This window comes from Pseudoalteromonas sp. CO109Y, assembly GCF_004208935.1.
In the GTDB taxonomy this organism is placed as follows: Bacteria; Pseudomonadota; Gammaproteobacteria; order Enterobacterales; family Alteromonadaceae; genus Pseudoalteromonas; species Pseudoalteromonas shioyasakiensis.
On the sequence record NZ_SGPD01000023.1, the window covers coordinates 17,167 to 35,473 of the forward strand.

At 40.3% G+C, this 18,307-nt stretch carries 15 protein-coding genes; 7 read left to right on the forward strand and 8 right to left on the reverse strand.

Annotation, left to right across the window (positions count from 1 at the left end; all coding sequences use genetic code 11):
* Positions 1 to 161 precede the first annotated feature (161 nt).
* Complete coding sequence (locus tag EXT43_RS08595) at positions 162 to 689, forward strand: Spy/CpxP family protein refolding chaperone (RefSeq protein ID WP_130166793.1); 528 nt, start codon at positions 162 to 164, stop codon at positions 687 to 689.
* Between the two features lie 57 nt (positions 690 to 746).
* Here EXT43_RS08595 and yacG read toward each other — a convergent pair whose 3' ends face one another.
* The 8 genes from yacG to nadC all read right to left on the reverse strand — a co-directional run bounded on the left by yacG (position 747) and on the right by nadC (position 8,992).
* Positions 747 to 980 (reverse strand): DNA gyrase inhibitor YacG, encoded by a 234-nt coding sequence (gene yacG, locus EXT43_RS08600; RefSeq protein WP_054562797.1) that lies wholly within the window; start codon positions 978 to 980, stop codon positions 747 to 749.
* 73 nt (positions 981 to 1,053) lie between these two features.
* Complete coding sequence (gene pilB, locus EXT43_RS08605) at positions 1,054 to 2,730, reverse strand: type IV-A pilus assembly ATPase PilB (protein ID WP_130166794.1); 1,677 nt, start codon at positions 2,728 to 2,730, stop codon at positions 1,054 to 1,056.
* A 193-nt stretch (positions 2,731 to 2,923) separates the two neighbouring features.
* Positions 2,924 to 3,523 (reverse strand): dephospho-CoA kinase, encoded by a 600-nt coding sequence (gene coaE, locus EXT43_RS08610; RefSeq protein ID WP_130166795.1) that lies wholly within the window; start codon positions 3,521 to 3,523, stop codon positions 2,924 to 2,926.
* A gap of 2 nt (positions 3,524 to 3,525) precedes the next feature.
* The gene (locus tag EXT43_RS08615; protein ID WP_062566194.1) at positions 3,526 to 4,422 is read right to left on the reverse strand and encodes an A24 family peptidase; all 897 of its coding nucleotides are present in this window, start codon (positions 4,420 to 4,422) and stop codon (positions 3,526 to 3,528) included.
* A 191-nt stretch (positions 4,423 to 4,613) separates the two neighbouring features.
* Positions 4,614 to 5,840: a type II secretion system F family protein gene (locus EXT43_RS08620; RefSeq protein ID WP_130166796.1), complete on the reverse strand. Its 1,227-nt coding sequence runs from the start codon at positions 5,838 to 5,840 to the stop codon at positions 4,614 to 4,616.
* Between the two features lie 11 nt (positions 5,841 to 5,851).
* On the reverse strand, positions 5,852 to 7,162 hold the full coding sequence (locus EXT43_RS08625; RefSeq protein WP_130166797.1) for an O-antigen ligase family protein: 1,311 nt from the start codon (positions 7,160 to 7,162) through the stop codon (positions 5,852 to 5,854).
* A gap of 42 nt (positions 7,163 to 7,204) precedes the next feature.
* A complete protein-coding gene (locus tag EXT43_RS08630) occupies positions 7,205 to 7,651 on the reverse strand; it encodes a pilin (RefSeq protein WP_130166798.1) in 447 nt (148 codons plus the stop codon).
* Between the two features lie 492 nt (positions 7,652 to 8,143).
* Positions 8,144 to 8,992 carry a carboxylating nicotinate-nucleotide diphosphorylase gene (gene nadC / locus EXT43_RS08635; protein ID WP_130166799.1) on the reverse strand — a complete coding sequence of 283 codons (849 nt, stop codon included), beginning with the start codon at positions 8,990 to 8,992 and terminating at the stop codon, positions 8,144 to 8,146.
* Between the two features lie 187 nt (positions 8,993 to 9,179).
* On the opposite strand from nadC, the gene ampD reads away from it, so the two are divergent.
* From ampD to lpdA, 6 genes are all read left to right on the forward strand, one after another.
* A complete protein-coding gene (gene ampD, locus EXT43_RS08640; RefSeq protein ID WP_130166800.1) occupies positions 9,180 to 9,722 on the forward strand; it encodes a 1,6-anhydro-N-acetylmuramyl-L-alanine amidase AmpD in 543 nt (180 codons plus the stop codon).
* Positions 9,723 to 9,743: 21 nt separating this feature from the next.
* A complete protein-coding gene (gene ampE, locus EXT43_RS08645; protein ID WP_130166801.1) occupies positions 9,744 to 10,595 on the forward strand; it encodes a beta-lactamase regulator AmpE in 852 nt (283 codons plus the stop codon).
* Between the two features lie 454 nt (positions 10,596 to 11,049).
* On the forward strand, positions 11,050 to 11,799 hold the full coding sequence (gene pdhR, locus EXT43_RS08650) for a pyruvate dehydrogenase complex transcriptional repressor PdhR (RefSeq protein WP_036965924.1): 750 nt from the start codon (positions 11,050 to 11,052) through the stop codon (positions 11,797 to 11,799).
* A gap of 84 nt (positions 11,800 to 11,883) precedes the next feature.
* The gene (gene aceE / locus EXT43_RS08655; protein WP_062566172.1) at positions 11,884 to 14,550 is read left to right on the forward strand and encodes a pyruvate dehydrogenase (acetyl-transferring), homodimeric type; all 2,667 of its coding nucleotides are present in this window, start codon (positions 11,884 to 11,886) and stop codon (positions 14,548 to 14,550) included.
* 9 nt (positions 14,551 to 14,559) lie between these two features.
* Complete coding sequence (aceF, locus tag EXT43_RS08660; protein ID WP_130166802.1) at positions 14,560 to 16,458, forward strand: pyruvate dehydrogenase complex dihydrolipoyllysine-residue acetyltransferase; 1,899 nt, start codon at positions 14,560 to 14,562, stop codon at positions 16,456 to 16,458.
* 188 nt (positions 16,459 to 16,646) lie between these two features.
* A complete protein-coding gene (gene lpdA / locus EXT43_RS08665) occupies positions 16,647 to 18,071 on the forward strand; it encodes a dihydrolipoyl dehydrogenase (protein ID WP_054562783.1) in 1,425 nt (474 codons plus the stop codon).
* Positions 18,072 to 18,307 lie beyond the last annotated feature (236 nt).

Consider the following 18,307-nt stretch of genomic DNA (forward strand, 5'->3'; position numbering starts at 1 on the left):
AGCTATTTATTTCTTTAAGGTTATTTTACTCAGTAAATTGTGTAAAAGTGAATCTTTACACAACCTTTACACTGGTTTGCGTTCCTTTGCATTGTATTAGTTATAGTTAACCCATCAGTCGGAAACGACAACAGAGCACAACCCAACAAAAGGTAATGATTATGACTATTTCAAATAAGCTTTCTAAATTCGTACTTGTTTGTGGTTTAGCAGCAGCTAGTGTAGGTGCTACTTCAGCAATGGCGAAAGGAGACTTTAACCGTGGTATGAACCCACAGGCTCGTTTTTTACTTTCTGAGCGTGGTATTGATAAATTACAACTTACCGAAGAGCAGCAAACGCAACTTAAAGCAATTTTTGCCGAGCAGAAAACACAATTTGCAGCACTGCGTGGCGATAAAGATGCAATGAAAGCCGCTCGTGCTGCACACAAAGAGAAAATGGATGCGTTATTAGCAACAAAAGCATTTGACGAAAATGCCGCATTAGAGCTGATTAAAGCGCGCCAAGAAAAAGGTCAGCAGTTTGCCATGCTAAAAATGAAATCTGACCATGCGATTTGGCAGGTTTTAAATGCTGAACAGCGCGAAAGCTATCAAGAGATTAAAAAGCACCTGCGTAAAAAAGGTCACAAAAAGGGCCACCATGGTCCACGCGGCGAGCGCAAAGGTGAGCGTTCTGAAGGTTAAAAGTGATAGGTTATATTAAAAAATGCGGCAGTTGCCGCATTTTTTGTATTTGACGCTTTATTCTTTAAAGAATGAATCATCGTTTTTAGCCAGCATTGCTTCGATATCTTCAATCATATCTTGGCTCAAATCATTAGCATTGCTAATTGGGCTAGAAATTTTATTGTTTTCAAACGACCACTCGCCTAAATCAATTAGCTGGCAGCGTTTTGAGCAAAATGGACGATGCGGGCTTTGCTCTGACCATTCAACTTTGGCTTTGCATGTTGGGCAGTTTACAACTGTTGGCATGGAATAACTCTCAAATAAGCACTTTTGTCAAATCTTACTGAACAGTTAGCTGATAATCCAGTAACGAATTTGTTTAGAAACTCGTTACTCGGTTTATTTCTGCCAAAGAGGTAACACCATCGGCGGCTTTTTTCAGGCCAGATAAACGCAGATCATTAAAGCCTGAGCGCAGAGATACTTCAGCTATTTCGAGTGAGTTACCACCACGCATAATAATTTGCGCTATTTCAGGGGTAATTTGCATTACTTCGTAAATACCCACTCGACCTTTATAGCCTTCAGTACAGCTGTCGCAGCCTTTTGGTGCGAATAACTGAACCTCATTGAGTTTGTCTTTATCAAAACCTTGGCGAATCAATTCTTCATCAGGTAGTTTTTCTGGTGTTTTACACTTAGGGCAAAGTCGTCTTGCTAGACGCTGCGCAATAATAAGGCTGATTGAACTTGCTACGTTATAAGCAGGAACACCCATATTTAAAAGACGAGTAAGAGTTTCTGGTGCAGAGTTTGTATGCAGAGTTGATAATACCAAGTGACCTGTTTGCGCCGCTTTAATTGCAATTTCAGCGGTTTCAAGGTCACGGATCTCACCAACCATTACTACGTCAGGATCTTGTCGTAAGAAAGCCTTTAATGCATTGGCAAAGGTCATGTCTGCCTTTGGATTAATTTGTACTTGGTTAATCCCTTCAAGGTTGATCTCTACTGGATCCTCGGCAGTACTGATATTGCGCTCTGGCTGGTTAAGAATATTCAAACCTGTATAAAGTGATACCGTTTTACCAGAGCCCGTTGGACCGGTTACTAAGATCATACCTTGTGGCTGCTCAAGCGCGTCCATATAGAGCTGTTTCTGCTCTGGCTCATAACCAAGCACATCGATACCTAGCATAGCACTTGATGAGTCGAGAATACGCATAACGATTTTCTCGCCCCAAAGAGTAGGCAAGGTACTTACACGGAAGTCGATACTTTTACGTTCAGTAATTTTAAGCTTAATACGGCCATCTTGGGGTTTACGTTTTTCTGCTATGTCTAGTCGTGACATAACCTTGATTCGCGCAGATAAACGGCTCGCTAAGCTATTTGGCGGACTTGCCATTTCATGCAAAATACCATCGATACGAAAACGCACGCGGTAGCGGTGTTCGTAAGGCTCAAAGTGTAGATCCGAGGCTCCTTTTTTAATCGCATCCATCAAAATTTTATTGATGTAAACGATAATAGGAGCGTCGTCTTTATCTTCATCTTTGCTAGCTAAGTCGCGAGGGGCTTCTGTTTCAAGCTCACCAAGTTCTTTAAACTCATCTTCACTTAAATGTAAGCCACCTGCGGCATCAAGTAATTGTTCGATTTTGTTTTCAAGTTGTGTGTAATCAACAACGACCACTTCGCATGAAAGGCCAGTACTAAATTCAAAGTTTTCAAAGGCACCGTAGTCGGTTGGATCTGAGGCTGCAATGTAGAGCTTACGGCCCTTTTTAACTAGAGGTAAAATGTGGTGCTCACGAATTAGTTTATCTTTAACTAGTTCTTCGCTAATGTTCGCAACGTCAAAGTCTTTGATGTCAAAATAAGGCACACGAAAAAGGTCTGTACATTGCTCTGCGAGCTCATGGCCAGCCATTCCACATGTTTTAGAAATAAGCTCTGCAGTAGAGTTATATTCGCGCTGCTTTGATTTTACGGTCTCTGCATCAATGCGACCGAGTGTAATAAATTTTCGAAGTAGCGGTGAGTTTATATTCATTGCGCACCTAGATTGATCCTTTATTGCCACAATCTAACAGAAAAAGTAAGGCTATTACATCAGTCTTGTCTGATTTTAGAAAAATTGCAAAAAAAATTAACCTAAAACTCAGTTGTTTAGAGTGTGGGTTGGTACTTTTGTATTGGTTTTAGAGTCTTCTATTGAATGAGAATCTATAAATAAAATCAATAGCCTAGTGAGAGTGTTTTAGATACTTTTCATGCAGTTTTTGCACATCCGTTTTTACTTCTTCAAGAGGGCGGTTATTATCTAAAATATCTCCCGCTTTTTGTTGTTTATCAGCTCTGCTCATTTGAGAAGCGATAATTTGCTTAGCTAATTCTACTGAGACATTATCACGGGCTGTAGTTCTTGTTATTTGTACATCAACCGGAACATCAATTAGCAAGGTATGGTTGCAGTATTTTTCTAAGCCATTTTCAAAAAGTAAGGGAGCAACTAAGATGACATAATTGCTGGTGGCTTGCTTTAATTGGCTCAGCATTGATTCTCGAATAAGTGGGTGCAATAAGTTATTTAGCCATTGCTTTTGTGATTCATCGGCAAAGATAATAGCTCTTAGTTTTGCGCGATCAAGCGTGCCGTTACTCGTGAGTATCTCATCACCAAAATGTGCTTTAATTTTTGTAAGGCCAACAGAGCCAGGCTCGACGACTTCTCTGGCAACTATATCGGCATCAACCACCTGAATACCAAGCTCTTCAAACATGGCGCTTACTGCACTTTTGCCTGAGCCAATACCACCGGTTAGCCCTAAAACCCAGTTTGCCATAATTAGTAACCTAAATAGTTAAAGTAATAACTTTTAATTTGCTCACCCCATAGTAAGGTGACCCATCCTGCGATGGCAAGATAAGGCCCAAACGGGATTGGCGTAGTTTTGTCTTTACCTTGAATAATGATTTGCGCAATGCCGATGATGGCACCGACGACACTTGATAGCAGCACGATAGTTAAAATATCTTGCCAGCCAAGTAGCGCACCAAACACGGCTAATAGTTTAAAGTCGCCATAACCCATGCCTTCTTTACCAGTAGCAAGCTTGAATAACCAATAGACACTCCATAAGCTCAGGTAGCCAACTGCTGCGCCGATAATGGCATCGCTCGGTGCAATGGTAATATCCATAGTGGCAGCAATCAGCGCTAACCAAACGAGTGGCAGGGTGAGCTGGTCGGGCAATAACATGTGATCTACATCGATAAAAGTTAATGCAACTAAAAACCAAGTAATCAATATATAAAGAAGAGCAAGCGTTGTTGGGCCAAAAACAGCGGCGACAACTAAACTTAAAACCGCTGTAAGCATTTCAACAATAGGATAGCGCACAGAAATTGGTGTTTGACAATTTGCACAGCGACCTTTTAGCAATAACCAACTTAGCACAGGGATGTTTTGCCAAGCTTTAATCGGCGCTTGGCATTTAGGGCAAGTTGAATTAGGTTTTACTAAATTAAAGGGAGCTTGTTCTGTTTGCTGTTTTGAATTGAGTTCATCGGCCAACACAATACGGCACTCAGTTTGCCATTCTCTTTTCATCATCAGTGGCAAACGATAAATCACCACATTCAAAAAGCTACCAATACACAGGCTTACTAAGCCCACAGTCAAAAAATAAAACCACTGCTGACTTTGCATCGCAGTGGTTATATCAAGAAAAAAGTTTTCCATTAAAATACCTAAATTCTGGCCATTTAAAGGCCGATTTTATTTCGCTGTGTTGAACTGTTTTTATTATTTATTTTATGTTGCAAGCAATCAACAAGCATTTAGAGTTTGCTTACAGCTTACAGCTTACAGCTTACAGCTTACAGCTTACAGCTTACAGCTTACAGCTTACAGCTTACAGCTTACATCTATGTTTAAATCACCGAACCTAATTGGAATATAGGCAGGTACATAGCAACAATTAAACCACCAACAAGCACACCTAATACAGCCATAATCAGTGGCTCAAGTAGGCTCGATAAGCCATCCACGGCATCATCAACCTCTTGCTCATAAATTGTAGCGACTTTAGCTAGCATGCCATCAAGTGAGCCAGACTCTTCACCAATGGCCACCATTTGTACGACCATATCAGGGAAAATCTTAGCGTTTTTCATCGCCCAGTTCATTAAGTTACCTGAACTTACCTCGGCTTTGATTTCTAAAATTGCATAACGATACACCGCATTGCCGGAAGCACCAGCAGCAGAATCAAGTGCATCAACTAAGGGTACACCGGCAGCAAAAGTAGTTGATAGAGTTCGAGCATAGCGAGCAACCGCCGCTTTATTCAAAATCATACCAATAACGGGTAGTTTTAAAATTGCTCTGTCATTGGCATCTCTGAGTTTTTTACTCTTAAGAAGTGCTTCTTTATATACAAAACCTGCAGCGACAACAGCAATAACTATCATCCACCAGTATTCCTGCATAAACTCAGAAATACCAATCACCATTAAAGTAAAAGCAGGTAACTCAGCACCAAAGCCATTAAAAATATCTTGGAATTGTGGTACCACGAATATAAGTAGAATCGAAGTTACAATTAAGGCAACGACTAATACAGCAATAGGGTAAAACATGGCTTTTTTAATTTTCGACTTTAATGCTTCGGCTTTTTCTTTATAAAGTGCTACTCGGTCAAATATTTTATCAAGGGCGCCTGACTGTTCACCTGAGGCTACTAGGTCGCAATATAAATCATCAAAATAGCGCGGATGTTTTCGAAGAGCTTGAGAAAGTGGTACACCAGCTTTTACTTCATCGCCAATTCCTTCCATTAATTTGGTAACACTTTTATTCTTTGCGCCAGAAGCAATCATTTCTATTGTTTGTATTAAAGGAACGCCTGCAACGAGCATAGTTGCGATTTGACGGGTTATTAGAGCAATATCTTTTGCTGTTATCTTCTGAACTCTTGTTCCAAATAATGGTTTCGGTTTACGCTTTACTTTAGAGGGCGTAATACCTTGCTTTCTAAGTTGAGCTTTTACAAGAGCGATACTTTCACCAGATAGTTCACCTTCTAATTTTTTACCTCTGACGCTAACGCCAACCCACTGAAAGGTGTCTATCTTTTTATGTTCTGTTTGTTTTGACATTTTCTATCCTATCACTGGAATAGTTCACAATTAGAGAGGGAAACTTGACCATTTGACCAAAAGTTTGGTCCAAATGGAAAATTACTCAAGCAGTTGAAGCTAATAGCTGAAAGAATTAAATAAGCCCCAATAACTATATATATCGAATAATAAATATTACTCTTCGGCTTTTCCAGTAAGTTTTTTGTATTTGTTGAACCTAATAAAAAACCTATCGATAAAAACACAAAAGTTTGAGACATTGGCATTACTAGTGTTCCACTAACAAAAGATAGTAATAGCAATGAAATCAGAGTAAGAAATGATATTTTAAACACATTTGTGTGTTTGTTTTCTTTTATGTGTTTTATTGATTTGAAGATTACTTTATTCAAAATGTAAATCAAAGTAATAGTGAAGAGTAATCCCCAATCATGAATTAATGATAAGAATATATTGTGAGGGTGGCTCAAGCTATATTTAGTGTAACTGTATGTGCCAGCTCCATTTCCTACAAAGAGAGTTTTTATATCAAAGCCTCTAATTGTTTCAATCCATATTTCTATTCTGCCTGAACTCGTTTCCCTAAATAAACTTTTATCAAATGAGCTGGGAGGCTGAAGGTATAAGTATAAAATATATAGGGAAATAGATAAAGTTAGGGCTTTAAATATAAAGTTTAACTCTTTTCTTTTAATTATTTTAATGTAATAACCTAAAAATAAAGTAATTAGCGTTGCAAGCAATGCTCCTCTAGCAGAGCTAATAAAGATAATAAGTAAATTAAGAGTTAGAGATATAAGAGCGATACTTTGATACTTCTTGTTTTTTATAAAAAATAAGGAGTAAAAAATAAAAACCAATTGTAACTGGTTGAAAAATCTTATGTTGTAAAATCCTGCAAAAACCCCGTCTGATGGGAAAACTATATTGTCACTTAAATAAAAAAAGAAATTTAATAAAAAGTATCCTGATAAGAATATGCTAATAGCTATTGAAGTTTTAAACAATAAGCTTGAACCTCTTATAGTTTCCATTCCGAGAACTATAATTCCAAGTAGCAATATATAGTGTAAAATTAATAAACTAGAATAAAAGCTGTTCTCACTAAAAAAAACGCTTAAAAAGGCCAAGAAAAAAAGCAGTGCTAGTGTCAGCTGAAATTTACAACTAATTTTAGAGTAATTTACTTTGGTAATGAGGGGGGCACATAAGGCTAATAAAACAATCTGAGCTGCTCTTTTTTCATTGAAAAGCCCGAGGTATAAAGAGTCTAAAAAAGGGATTGAGCAGACTAATAAAAAAATTGGAATATAAAAATTTTTTAGGGAGATTGTTAACATTTTTTGAAGAAGCCCAAAATAGGGCTTCTCATATTAATTTAATTAGCTTTTACGGCAATTTTGAGGAACGTATTTATTCAAAGTAGAATCGCTTATTTCACAAGACCAGCTTACACTTCCAGTAGTGGCTGATGGAGTAAAAACAAGAGTTCCACTATCAAGAGCCGATACAGAAGTTCCTTGTATAGCTGCAGTAATTACACCATTTTCTCCAACAGTTACTGACTCTACATAAGTTGAAGAGATGTTTGAGGCTGTATCAATTCCTACTTTTGCATTGCTGCCACAATCAGCTGCAGATCCTGAAGAAATGATACATTCACTTACTGCTGTTTTAGCTGAACCTGCAAATGTAATTACTTCACTCATTTTAGCTCGCGTTGTGTAATCTTGATACGCAGGCAGTGCTACTGCAGCAAGAATACCGATGATTGCAACTACAATCATTAATTCAATTAGGGTGAAACCCTGTTGCTTTTGTTGTGTCATTTGTTCCTCTCCTAAAGGATATGATGATTTAGTAAGTTTAGCTGTAACTTCAGCGTTGTAAAACCACAGCTCAATTTACAGGATAAATCTTACAGTTTTACTTAAAACTACTTTTATTAACCTTTAAATGTTAACAAAGCAGCAAAAACTTTACTTGTTAAGCGTGTATAAATTTACTTTAGCATCAATAAATGTTTTTGGAAGCTATTTTCCTGTTCAGTAAGCAGTTTTTCAGAACTTTCCTACCTTTGTTTGATGTAAAATAAGCTTAGTTACACATATTTGTACTATTTATAGACACCGCATCCTTGCAGGAACTTATTGAATTGATTGCAATCTTGTGTAGGTTCAGGACGTGCGTATACAAAATAGTCAAAAGCGCTGAAAAGATATTGATTTTTTGTTATCTGTTCGGCTTTTTACGTATTTAATGCTTTTTTTATTTTCTTGTCAACGAATTAGGTAAAACATTAAATACGTATAAGAGAAATTTTAGCCGTTAAATCTCATTGAAAGATCGATTGATTGTAAATTTTTTGTAAGTGCGCCACTTGAAATAAAGTCAACACCGGCCTGTGAATAAGCTTTTAAAGTTTCAAGTGTCATGTTGCCAGATACCTCAAGCTTTGCTCGCTTATCTGTAAGCACAACAGCTTGTTGAATTTGCTCTACCGTAAAGTTATCAAGCATGATGATATCAGCACCTGCTGTGATGGCTTGTTCAAGCTCAGCAAGTGATTCTACTTCTACTTCGACTGGTTTAGTCGGGTGGTTTAATTTAGCTTGAGCGACTGCTTTATCAATACCACCACAGGCTGCAATGTGGTTTTCTTTAATTAGGAACGCATCAAAAAGGCCGATGCGATGATTCGCGCCACCACCACATTTCACAGCGTATTTTTGTAGCGCACGTAAACCTGGAATTGTTTTACGCGTGTCGAGTAGTTGCGTAGTCGTGCCCTCAAGCTCTTTTACATAATGAGCAGTTGTTGTTGCTGTACCTGATAGTGTTTGTACAAAGTTAAGGGCAGTGCGCTCTGCAGTTAAAATAGCACGCGCTGAGCCAGATGCTGTAAAAAGTGTGCTATTTGCGGCTACTTTGTCGCCGTCATTTACGAGTACGTCAACTTCAACAGAAGGGTCAACTTGCTTAAATACTTCTAAAATAATGTCTTTACCACAAAATACACAGTCTTCACGAGTAATTACTTTGGCATTGGCTAGCTCGTTTGCTGGAATTAGTTGCGCGGTAATATCACCGTCACTTGCGCTTTGGTAATCTAAATCTTCATCAAGGGCGAGTTTTACCAGTTGGCAAATTAAAGTGTGAGGGACTGACATGTCGAAAGCTCATTGTTTATTAATAAATTGGCGAAATTTTACTATGTTTAACCCCTTAATAGAAGACAAAGATCGGCCACAGTAAAGTATCCTTACTCTTACTTTAAGTGATTGAATCAAAGCAACTAGACCCTGAGATTTTAACCCTTTACACTATTTAACTTTATTGTCATCGTTAGTTTTTAATATGCATATAAATGAATTGGGCCAATTAAACAATGTGTTACAAAGGCCCTGTACACATTACGATGAGCGCCCTGAGGGCGAGGTGTCATTACTAGTTATTCATAATATTTCATTGCCAGCAGGGCAGTTTGCAACGCCTTATGTTGATGATTTATTTATGGGGGCAATTGATTGTACGGCACACGAAAGCTTTACTGATTTAAAAGGCTTAAGAGTATCTGCGCATTGCTTTATTCGCCGCACTGGTGAAGTTATTCAATACGTGCCTTTTGAAAAACGAGCTTGGCATGCTGGTATCTCAATGTTTGAAGGTCGAGAGCGCTGCAATGATTTTAGTGTGGGCATTGAGCTTGAAGGTACCGACAACCAAGCGTATACCCAAGCCCAGTATAATGCATTACACTTAGTGACTAAGGCGTTGATGGCAAAGTACCCTGAGATAAACCGTTCGCGCATTGTTGGCCATTGTGATATTGCACCGGGCAGAAAAACTGACCCTGGAGCGAGTTTTGATTGGCAATACTATTTTGATTTAGTGTTTTAGTTAAAGGATATAGGTAAAAGCATGATCTTAATTTCAATAATTATTGCTTTGGTAATTGAGCGTTTAGGGGCTCGAGCTAACTACTGGCAAATCGGTTTTTATGCCAATACCTATCTTAAGCACTCGAAAAAACAACTCTCAGAAAAAGGCTTATTTAATTCGCCAATTGGCTTTTTGGTTTGGTTAATGCTGCCTGTCGTTGCCGCAGGTTTAGTTTATCAACTCTCTGATTTTATTATTTGGCAGCTAGCTGTGAATGTTGCTGTGCTGCTGGTGTGTTTTGGCTGTGCTAAGCAACGTGCTCTATATAAGTCTTACTTAAATGCGTTAACCCGCAACGATCAAGAAGCGGCTACCTTATTTGCATTACAGATGGGTCAAAAGAAGACAGAAGATGATCCTCAAGGTGAAACTTTTGGCCAAACTTTAGCTTGGTTAAATTTTCGCTTTTACTGTGCAGTTATTTTTTGGTTTGTGGTTTTAGGTGTACCTGGCGCGGTTCTTTATGCGCTAGTTCGAACCTTTGCTGATAAAGTAAGAGACGACCATCAAGTGGCTTACGCTAAACGTTTTAAACTGATCCATAGCTTACTATTTTGGCTCGATTGGTTACCAGCACGGGTTGCAAGCTTTGGTTATTTAGTGATTGGTAACTTTAATAAAGGTACCAGTTGTTGGCTGAAGTATGTGCTCGACTTTACAGTGAGTAACCGAAAAGTAGTTACGCAAACTGCACTTGCCGCTGAGCAAATTGAGCAGCAACATTTTGGCTGCACTTACGAAGCCACTTGCATGATGAAGCTTGTAAAAAGAAATGTATTGTTCTTTTTAGTGATCATAGCAGCATTAACCCTGTTTGGTGGGTTGGCTTAGCCGCGATTTTTATATCGCGTTTTGATTTATAGGTGTGTACGAGTTTTGACGCGGGGTAAACCCGCTGCTACAAAGCTACTCAATTCAACTAACATCTAAAACCTGACCTCTAAAAGCTTTTGTCGCGGGGGGAAACCCGCTGCTACAAAGCTGCTCAATTCATCTAAAATCTTAAATCTGGCCTCTAGTAGCTTTGTCTATCAATCTGGTCTGACCATTTATTTTTTATTGTTTTTTCCTTCAGAAAAAGCCACTTTAATCCATACTGTTTAATCTTTAGACGAATTACGTTAGGGTGTAACTAGGCGCTGAGCGTAGTGAAATTGACAGAAATACGGGTTTTTGATAACGTATGCGACAAATTTGGTATGACCAATTTACCTTTTTGGTCAAGGCACAAGGCTAAATACCCGATATTTATGGGGTTAGCGCATAACAATGCGGACGTTAATAAATGTCTTTAAAGATTAAAGCAGCAAAATTATCTGATGTTATTTTACAACAACTTGAGAATATGATTCTTGAGGGGTCGTTAGCGCCAGGCGAAAAGCTGCCTCCTGAACGTGAATTAGCGAAACAATTTGAAGTATCGCGACCTTCATTGCGTGAGGCGATTCAAAAGCTAGAAGCCAAGGGGTTAGTAACGCGTCGCCAAGGTGGTGGAACGTTCGTAAAAAATCAGCTTGAAGAGGGGCTCACTGATCCGCTTTTTGATTTGATTAGTAAGCATCCAGAGTCACAATTTGATTTACTCGAATTTCGTCATGCCCTTGAAGGAATCGCAGCATATTATGCAGCTATGCGTGGCACAACGAATGACTTCAAAAAAGTAAAACAAAGCTTTGACAACATTGCGCTCGTTAATGACGACATTGTGCAAAAAGCAAAAGCAATTAATGCATTCCATTTTAGTGTGGCAGAAGCGTCTCATAACGTTGTACTGCTACATTTAGTACGTGGTATGCAGGCCTTGCTAGAGCAAAATGTATTGCAGAATTTAACTGTACTGTTAAAAAAACCACAGATCAGCCAGCAGCTCGCAGAACATAGACGACTGTTGATGGATGCGGTTATTGAAGGAAACCCAGAGCAAGCACGTCTTGCTAGTAATGCTCACTTAGCCTTTATCGAAGAAGCCTTGCTTGAGGCTGGCAAAGAGCATTCGCGGATTGAACGTAGTTTAAGACGCACCAAACAACATTAAGCAAGTGATTAGCTAAGTTTAGTTAACTACTTAATTTAAGATTTATTAAAATAATTAGTATTTTAAACATAAGGAAACCTCCATATGTCTGAAGTCAATAAAATTGACGTAGACGCGCTAGAAACACAAGAGTGGTTACAAGCCCTTGAGTCTGTTGTGCGTGAAGAAGGTGTTGAACGTGCTCAATTCTTACTTGAGCAAGTGTTAGAGCAAGCCCGTTTAGACGGTGTTGATATGCCTACTGGCACAACCACTAACTACGTTAATACCATTCCGGTAGATCAAGAACCTGCTTACCCAGGTGACGTAAACATTGAACGTCGTATTCGTTCAATCATTCGTTGGAATGCGATCATGATCGTATTACGTGCGTCGAAAAAAGATCTAGACTTAGGCGGCCATATGGCGTCTTACCAGTCTTCAGCGGCATTCTATGAAGTATGTTTTAACCACTTCTTCAAAGCACCAAACGATGTAGATGGTGGTGATTTAGTTTATTACCAAGGTCACATTTCTCCAGGTATCTATGCACGTGCATTTGTTGAAGGTCGTTTAACAGCTGAGCAGCTTGACAACTTCCGTCAAGAAGTTGATGGTAAAGGTCTTCCTTCATACCCACACCCTAAGTTAATGCCTGAATTCTGGCAGTTCCCTACGGTATCAATGGGTCTTGGTCCAATTGCATCAATCTACCAAGCTCGTTTCTTAAAATACCTAGACGGTCGTGGCTTAAAAGACACTAAAAACCAACGTGTATACGCTTTCTTAGGCGATGGTGAAATGGATGAGCCAGAATCACGTGGTGCAATCTCATTCGCTGCACGTGAGAAGCTAGATAACCTATGTTACCTAATCAACTGTAACTTACAGCGTTTAGATGGCCCAGTAATGGGTAACGGTAAGATCATTCAAGAGCTTGAAGGCCTATTCAAAGGTGCAGGCTGGAACGTGATTAAAGTTGTATGGGGTAGTGGTTGGGATATCCTACTTGCTAAAGATACATCAGGTAAATTACTGCAGTTAATGAACGAAACTATTGACGGTGATTACCAAACATATAAAGCAAAAGACGGTGCATATGTTCGTGAGCACTTCTTCGGTCGTTACCCAGAAACAGCAGCACTTGTTGCTGATATGACTGATGAAGAGATCTTCGCACTTAAGCGTGGTGGTCATGAGCCGTCAAAACTTTACGCTGCATTCAAAAAAGCGGAAGAAACCAAAGACCGTCCAACTGTTATCCTAGCTAAAACTGTAAAAGGTTACGGCATGGGTGAAGCGGCTGAAGGTAAAAACATCGCGCACCAAGTTAAGAAAATGGACATGACCCACGTTGAGCACTTACGTTCACGTTTAGGTCTACAAGATTTAGTTTCTGATGAAGAAATTAAAGACTTGCCATATCTTACTCTTGAAGAAGGCTCTGAAGAGTACAAGTATCTTCACGCTCGCCGTGAAGCGCTACAAGGTTACACACCTAAGCGTATTCCTAAGTTTTCTGAAAGCTTAACATTGCCAGAAGTTGACGCGTTCAAGCCACTACTTGAAGAGCAAAAACGTGACATCTCTACAACAATGGGCTTTGTACGTGCACTCAACGTATTACTAAAAGACAAAGGCATTGGTAAAAACATCGTTCCTATCATCGCTGATGAAGCGCGTACATTTGGTATGGAAGGTTTATTCCGTCAAATCGGTATTTATAACCCGCATGGCCAAAACTACACGCCACAAGACCGTGACATCGTTTCTTACTATAAAGAAGCAACATCAGGTCAGGTACTACAAGAAGGTATCAACGAGTTAGGTGCAATGTCATCATGGGTTGCTGCTGCAACATCATACAGCACTAACGATTTACCAATGATCCCATTCTACATCTACTACTCAATGTTTGGTTTCCAACGTGTAGGTGATATGGCATGGATGGCTGGTGACCAACAAGCACGTGGTTTCCTACTAGGTGCTACGGCAGGTCGTACTACACTAAACGGTGAAGGTTTACAGCACGAAGATGGTCACAGCCACATTCTTGCTAACACGGTTCCTAACTGTATTTCTTATGATCCGACATTCGCATACGAAGTAGCGGTAATCATGCAAGACGGTATCCGTCGCATGTACGGTGAAGACCAAGAAAACGTGTTCTATTACCTAACGCTAATGAACGAAAACTACCATCAACCAGCAATGCCAGAAGGCGCTGAAGAAGGTATTCGTAAAGGTATCTATAAACTTGAAACTGTGGCTGGCGATAAAGCGAAAGTACAGTTACTAGGTTCAGGTACTATCATGATTGAAGTGCGCAAAGCGGCACAAATCCTGAGCGAAGAGTATGGTATTGGTTCAGATGTATTCTCTGTAACATCATTCAACGAGTTAACTCGTGACGGTCAAGACGCTGAGCGTTTTAACATGCTTAACCCAGAAGCAGAGCAAAAGACTGCTTACATCACGAACGCATTAACAGATGCCGTGACTGTTGCAGCAACAGACTACATGAAGAACTACGCAGAACAAGTTCGTTCATTCGTACCAAGCAGCAACTACAAAGTGTTAGGTACTGATGGTTACGGTCGTTCTGATAGCCGTGAAAACTTACGTCGTCACTTCGAAGTGAATGCTGGTTATGTTGTGGTTGCAACACTATCTGAGCTTGCTAAACGTGGTGAAGTTGAGAAGTCAGTGGTTGTTGAAGCAATCAAGAAATTCGACATCGACACAAACAAAGTTAACCCGCTATACGCATAAGAGGTTCCAATGAGTATTGAAATTAATGTACCAGATATCGGTGGCGATGAAGTTGAAGTAACCGAAATCCTTGTTAGCGTTGGTGATAAGGTTGAGGTTGACCAATCGTTATTAACGGTTGAAGGCGACAAAGCATCAATGGAAGTACCTGCTGCACAAGCAGGTACGGTTAAAGAAATTAAAGTAGCTGAAGGTGATACGGTAACTACGGGTTCACTTATCATGATCTTCGAAGGTGAAGAACAAGCTGCGGCTCCTGCAGAGGCTAAAGAAGATACGCCAGCTCCAGCAGCTGCGCCTGCAACTTCTGCTACACAGGAAGTAACTGTGCCAGATATCGGCGATGATGAAGTTGAAGTAACTGAAATCATGGTTGCGGTAGGTGACACGGTTGAAGAAGAGCAATCTTTATTAAGCGTTGAAGGCGATAAAGCATCAATGGAAGTACCTGCTCCAATGGCGGGTACGGTTAAAGAGATCAAAATCGCGACTGGCGATAAAGTGAAAACGGGCTCTCTAATCTTCGTTTTTGAAACAGCTTCAAGCGGTTCAGAAGCGCCTGCTGCAGAACCAGCACCAGCTGAAGCAGCGCCGGCAGCAGCGGCATCAAGCACTAAAGAAGTAAACGTGCCTGATATCGGTGGTGACGAAGTTGAAGTAACCGAAGTGATGGTTGCTGTTGGCGATAAGGTTGAAGAAGATCAATCAATCTTAAACGTTGAAGGCGATAAAGCATCAATGGAAGTACCAGCACCATTTGCCGGTACTGTTAAAGAAATCAAAGTAGCTGCTGGGGATAAAGTATCAACTGGCTCACTTATCTTTGTATTTGAAGTAGCGGGTAGTGCACCAGCTGCAGCGGCACCTGCTCCTGCAAAAGCTGAGGCAACTCCTGCACCTGCAGCAAAAGCGCCTGCAGCTGAAAAGCCTGCATCAGCACCTGCAAGCAACGAAGGTTTTGCAGATAACAAAGCGTATGCACATGCATCGCCTGTTGTACGTCGTTTAGCGCGTGAGTTTGGTATTAACCTAGCAAACGTAAAAGGCACGGGTCGTAAGAATCGTGTTGTGAAAGAAGACGTACAAAACTACGTGAAAGATCTTGTGAAGAAAGTTGAGTCAGGTCAGCTATCTGCAGGTAAAGGTAATGCCGGTGGCGGTGAGTTAGGTCTTATCCCTTGGCCTAAGGTTGATTTTGCTAAGTTTGGTGAAATCGAAGAGAAGAAACTTTCTCGTATCCAGAAGCTATCAGGTGCTAACTTACACCGTAACTGGGTGCAAATCCCGCATGTTACACAGTTTGACGAAGCTGATATCACAAGCCTTGAAGCATTCCGTAAAGAGCAAAATGCCCTTGCTGAGAAGAAAAAGCTGGGTGTTAAAATCACACCACTTGTATTTGTGATGAAAGCAGCGGCGAAAGCATTGGCTGAATTCCCAACGTTTAACTCTTCACTGTCTGAAGACGGCGAAAGCTTAATCTTGAAGAAATACATCAATATCGGTGTTGCAGTTGATACGCCAAATGGTCTAGTTGTTCCAGTGTTCAAAGATGTTGATAAGAAAGGCATCATTGAACTTTCTCGTGAGTTAATGGATATTTCTAAGAAAGCACGTGACGGCAAGCTAACTTCATCTGATATGCAAGGCGGTTGTTTCACAATCTCAAGCCTTGGTGGTATCGGTGGTACAGCGTTCACGCCAATTGTGAATGCGCCAGAAGTTGCTATCTTGGGTGTATCTAAGTCAGAAATGAAACCTAAGTGGAATGGCAAAGAGTTTGAACCTAAATTAATGGTTCCATTATCAATGTCATACGACCATAGGGTTATTGACGGTGCACTAGCAGCACGCTTTACTGTGACGCTAGCAAGCTACATGAGCGATATTCGTCAATTGGTGATGTAATCGTCTCATAATTTATAAGAATCAAATCCCAGCAAGTTGTTTTTTGCTGGGATTTTTACCATTGGCAATGATACAATCTTTGCCATAGAACAATCTTGGTATAGATATCTGCTCTCCCTTTCTGCCTTGCAGAAACATGGCAGTTAAACTTAGGGGCAGTGTCCCGTTCAAACATTTAAGGTAATAGCATGAGCAACGAATTAAAAACTCAAGTTGTTGTACTAGGCGGTGGTCCTGGTGGTTATTCTGCGGCTTTCCGTGCTGCTGACTTGGGCTTAGAAGTTACACTGGTAGAATCTCGCAACACATTAGGCGGTGTATGTCTAAATGTGGGTTGTATTCCTTCAAAAGCACTTTTACACGTAGCTAAAGTGATTGATGACGCAGCTGAAATGTCATCTCACGGCGTTACTTTTGGCAAGCCTGAAATCGACCTAGACAAAATCCGTGATTGGAAAGAGTCTGTAATCGGTCAACTAACTGGCGGCCTAGACGGCATGGCTAAAATGCGTAAAGTGAAAGTAGTTAGCGGCTACGGTAAATTCACTGGCAGCAACACACTTGCTGTTGAAGGTGAAGACGGTACAACAACAATCACTTTTGACAATGCTATTATTGCAGCGGGTTCTCAACCTGTTAACTTACCTTTCATCCCTGAAGATGACCGTGTAATTGACTCAACTGGTGCGCTAGAGCTTAAAGACGTTCCTGAGAAACTACTAGTTTTAGGTGGTGGTATCATCGGTCTTGAAATGGGTACTGTATACCGTGCACTAGGTTCTGAAATCGACGTAGTTGAGTTTGCTGATCAATTAGTACCAGCAGCTGATAAAGACGTTATCAAGATCTACCAAAAATACGTTAAGAACAAGTTCAACGTAATGCTTTCTACTAAAGTTGTTGGCGTTGAAGCGAAAGAAGACGGTCTATACGTTTCATTCGAAGGTAAAAACGCACCAGCTGACGCAGTACGTTACGACAAAGTACTTGTTGCTGTTGGTCGTACACCTAACGGTAAATTACTTGACGCTGATAAGGCAGGCGTTAACGTTGATGAGCGTGGTTTCATCAATGTTGATAAACAGCTTAAAACAAACGTTGATCACATCTTCGCTATCGGTGATATCGTTGGTCAACCAATGCTTGCACACAAAGCGGTTCACGAAGCTCACGTTGCTGCAGAAGTTATCTCTGGTCAGAAACACTTCTTCGATCCTAAGTGCATTCCTTCAATCGCATACACAGATCCAGAAATCGCATGGGTTGGTGTAACTGAGAAAGAAGCTAAAGAGCAAGGTTTAAGCATCGAAACTGCTGTATTCCCTTGGGCTGCTTCTGGTCGTGCAATCGCTTCAGCACGTACTGAAGGTCAAACTAAGCTAATCTTCGATAAAGACTCAGGTCGCGTTATCGGTGGTGCTATGGTTGGTATCAACGCAGGTGAAATGCTTGGTGAAATCGGCTTAGCAGTTGAAATGGGCGCAGACGGTGAAGACCTAGCGTTAACTATTCACGCTCACCCAACATTAAACGAATCAATCGGTCTAGCTGCTGAAATCTTCGAAGGTTCAATCACTGACCTTCCAAACAAAAAAGCAGTTAAAAAGAAGTAAGTTCTTTTGACTAATCGTTTTAAAAACCCAGCCCCGGCTGGGTTTTTTGTTTTTTTAGAGGTTAGATATCAGATGTCAGTCGTTAGTTGATCGAGAGAGTTGTTTTATTTTTTGTAATTGAACAAAAGCTTGTTATACATGAAATGGATTATACTTGTTTAACCACTAACCACTAACCACTAACCACTAACCACTAACCACTAACCACTAACCACTAACCACTAACCACTAACCAC